We start from the raw sequence: 3,969 nt of genomic DNA, 5'->3' as shown, positions 1-3,969 counted from the left end.
CACTTCCATCAAGATTTTACCCCAACCATCAGAATCTTTGTATTTAATGTGAATGGAATCAGCCAAAGCTGCAACACCTTCACGTATATCTAAATCAAAGTTTTTAGCTTCTGGGTAATGATGAACAATCGATTCTTGAACCGTCATACGAACTGCTGGCTTACTAAAGTCTAAAGTCAAACCTTGATAAGGCACACTTGTTGAACCCACAACTTCTTTTGCTAAAGTTGCCATGAGCTCATCAGTGAAATCCATCATATCTTTATAGTCAGCATATGCCCAATACCATTCAACCATTGTGAATTCTGGATTATGGCGAGTTGAAACACCTTCGTTTCTGAAGTTACGATTCACTTCATAAACTTTTTCCATACCGCCCACAACTAAACGCTTCAAATAAAGCTCTGGCGCAATACGCAAATAGAACTCCATATCCAACGCATTATGATGTGTGATGAAAGGTTTTGCATTCGCACCACCAGGAATTGAATGCATCATTGGTGTTTCAACTTCTTCAAAACCTTTATCGTCAAAGAAATTACGAATCGTGCGCATGATCTTTGTACGCTTACGGAATACTTCACGTGCTTCCATATTCATAATTAAGTCAACATAGCGTTGGCGATAACGTGCTTCAATGTCCGTTAAACCATGGAACTTATCTGGTAATGGACGCAATGATTTAGTCAATAAATCAATTTCAGAAACACGAACCGTCAATTCACCTTTATCAGAGCGAGAAACCAAGCCTGAAACACCGATGATGTCACCGATATCCCAATGCGTGAATTCCTCAAATTTCTCTGCACCAATTAGCCCTGTATTCAAGAATAATTGAACATCGCCAGTCTGATCACGAAGAACAACGAAACCACCTTTACCGAACAAACGCTTCGACATGATTCGACCAGCCATCTTCACATGAATATTCTCAGCAGTTAATGCTTCCTTATCCATATTCTCTGTGCGCTTTAATAAATCCTTCGCGTGTGTATCTTTACGGAACTGATTTGGGAACGCAACATCCTTAGCCTTTCGAATATTCGCTAATTTTTCACGACGTTCGGTAATCAAATGGCTTTCGTTTACTTCTTCGGTTTTAATATCTTGACTCATAATTCTTTGACATAAAAGTTAATAAAAATAGGATCAGCTTGAGTAGTTAGGTGCTTCTTTAGTAATTGTGACATCATGCACGTGAGACTCACGCATACCTGCATTTGTGATTTGTACAAATTTTGGTTTAATGTTCATATCTGCAACTGTTGCACAACCAACGTAACCCATACCTGCACGAATACCACCCATCAATTGATGAACGATTGGCACCAAAGAACCTTTATATGCAACACGGCCCTCAATACCTTCTGGCACTAATTTATCTGAAGTTGTACCTTCTTGGAAATAACGATCAGAAGAACCTGCGCCCATTGCACCTAAAGACCCCATGCCACGGTATGATTTATAAGCACGACCTTGATAGAATTCTATATCACCAGGTGCTTCATCAGTACCTGCCAATAAGCCGCCCACCATGATGCATGATGCACCTGCTGCTAATGCTTTAACCATATCGCCTGAATAGCGAATACCGCCATCAGCGATCACAGGAATACCACGATCCTTCAGTGCTGCAGCAACATTTGCAATGGCACTTACTTGTGGAACACCAATACCAGCAACGATACGAGTTGTACAAATTGAACCAGGGCCGATACCTACTTTAACTGCATCAGCACCAGCATCAGCCAATGCAATCGCAGCTTCAGCAGTCGCAATATTACCTGCGATAACTTGTAAATTTGGATAAGTTTCTTTCACCCAACGAACACGATCAATTACACCTTTTGAATGACCGTGTGCTGTATCAACGATTACAACATCAACACCTGCCGCTACTAATGCATCGATGCGTTCCTCTGTACCTGCACCTGCGCCAACAGCCGCTCCCACTAATAATTGTTCATTAGCATCGACACATGCGTTAGGTAATGATTGTGAACGAGAGATATCTTTAACAGTTACCAAACCACATAATTCATTCGCATCATTCACAATAACTAAACGTTCTACACGGTGTTCACGTAGTAAATTAACGATTTCTTCACGCCCAGCATGTTCTTTCACTGTAATTAAGCGATCACGGGGTGTCATCACTTCTTTTATGCGGATAGATAAATTATCATGGAAACGCACATCACGATTAGTGATAATACCAACAACTTTACCTGCATCAATTACTGGTGCACTTGAAATTTCAAATGTGCTGAACATATGGCGTAATTCTGCCAATGTCATATCTGGCGTAACTGTTACAGGATCAGAAATGATACCATTTTCAAATTTTTTAACTTTACGAACTTCAGCTGCCTGCTCTTCGATCGTTAAGTTTTTATGGATGATACCGATACCACCTTGTTGCGCCATCGCAATTGCTAAACGGCTTTCTGTTACTGTATCCATTGCAGCTGATAATAATGGGATATTTAAGCTGATTGACTTCGTCAATTGAGTTTTTAAAGATACTTCTTTAGGTAAAACTTCAGAATAATCAGGAACGAGTAAAACGTCATCGAAAGTTAGTGCTTGCTCAATAATGCGCAACATATATTTGATCCCTCTAGAGATTGGTTTGCCAAAAAAGATTGGCTCGGGATTTTAACACAAAATCGCACCCATTGGCTATCTGCTTTCAATTTCTATGTGTTCGATTAATAATTGTAGCGATTTTTTACCTCGCCACTCATTCACATCTAATTTATAAACACAACGAACCTTATCAGTACCTTCCTGCCAATCTTTAGCTTTAAAAAATGCGATAGCATTGAGTGTAAAATTAGATTGAGGATGTTTTAATTCAAGTTTTAAATGCGTATTTTGCAAAATCTTTGCGTCCACCACATTGAAAACATTATCAAATGCAGGTTCTGGAAAAGATTGCCCCCAGGGCATTGCTGTGCGTAATATGGCAGCATTATTAATGGTAAAATCCTCAATGGATAATGCACCATCAGTGTAAATAATTTTAGGATCAATACTATGAATCAATCCTTTGACACGTTCATCCAACGCTTGCTGAAACTTAGCAAATTCAGATTTTCTTAAAGTTAATCCGGCAGCCATTGCATGGCCACCAAATTGCAAAATCATATCAGGATATTCTGTCGCAATGCTATCCAATAAATCTCGTAAGTGAATACCTGAGATTGATCGCCCCGACCCCTTTAATAGATCATCATTCTCTTCTGCAAAAATAAACGTTGGCTTATTAAAACGCTCTTTAACTCTTGAAGCCACAATTCCAATAACACCTTGATGCCAAGAGGGGTCATATAAGGCAATACCATAAGGCAGTTCATCATCTTTCAATATAACTTTTGCTAGAATCTGTTCCGTTTCTTGTGTCATTGAACGTTCAATAGATTTGCGTTCTTGGTTGAAATCATATAACCGCTGAGCATAATATCTGGCCCGATCTTCCGAATCTGTGAGCAAACATTCAATACCGACACGCATATCATCCAATCGCCCTGCAGCATTCAGTAATGGTGAAATACTAAATCCAATATCAGTTGTTGAAAGTTCGCTTTGATTTTTACCTGAAACCTCTAATAAAGCTTGAATTCCTGCAATAGTCCGACCTCGGCGAATTCTCTCAATACCTTGTTGTACTAAGCAACGATTATTGCGATCTAACGGCACTAAATCTGCAATTGTACCTAATGCGACTAAATCTAGATAATTAGCTAAATTAGGGGCAGATTTTTCCGTCAAATACCCTAAATTAATTAACTCTCGACGCACAGCCATTAAAGTATAAAAAGCAACACCGACACCGCACAACGCACTGCTTTCAAATCGGCTATTTTTCAAATTTGGATTCACAATTGCATCTGCGACAGGTAAAACATCACCCGGTAAATGGTGGTCTGTTACCACAACATTAATACCATACGCTTTAGCTTGAGC

The 3,969-nt window shown here is 39.4% G+C and carries 3 protein-coding genes; all 3 read right to left on the bottom strand.

Features of this window, described 5'->3' with window-relative positions:
• Positions 1-1,116: lysine--tRNA ligase (gene lysS, locus BZK14_RS10215; protein WP_077926395.1), on the bottom strand; the 1,116-nt coding region annotated here is incomplete at its 3' end.
• A gap of 33 nt (positions 1,117-1,149) precedes the next feature.
• On the bottom strand, positions 1,150-2,607 hold the full coding sequence (gene guaB / locus BZK14_RS10210; protein ID WP_077926394.1) for an IMP dehydrogenase: 1,458 nt from the start codon (positions 2,605-2,607) through the stop codon (positions 1,150-1,152).
• A gap of 75 nt (positions 2,608-2,682) precedes the next feature.
• The coding region (locus tag BZK14_RS10205) for a DHHA1 domain-containing protein (protein WP_143691443.1) at positions 2,683-3,969 on the bottom strand (1,287 nt) is incomplete at its 5' end.

The sequence above is a fragment of the Wohlfahrtiimonas larvae genome, from assembly GCF_002006755.1.
Lineage (GTDB): Bacteria > Pseudomonadota > Gammaproteobacteria > Cardiobacteriales > Wohlfahrtiimonadaceae > Wohlfahrtiimonas > Wohlfahrtiimonas larvae.
The sequence above is the reverse complement of the archived record's forward strand: the minus strand, read 5'-3'. Positions and strand labels throughout refer to the sequence as shown.

What these genes read in the sequence shown, in the direction of transcription:
- guaB (WP_077926394.1), bottom strand. Translation starts at nt 2,607, where the DNA reads ATGTTGCGCATTATTGAGCAAGCACTAACTTTCGATGACGTTTTACTC.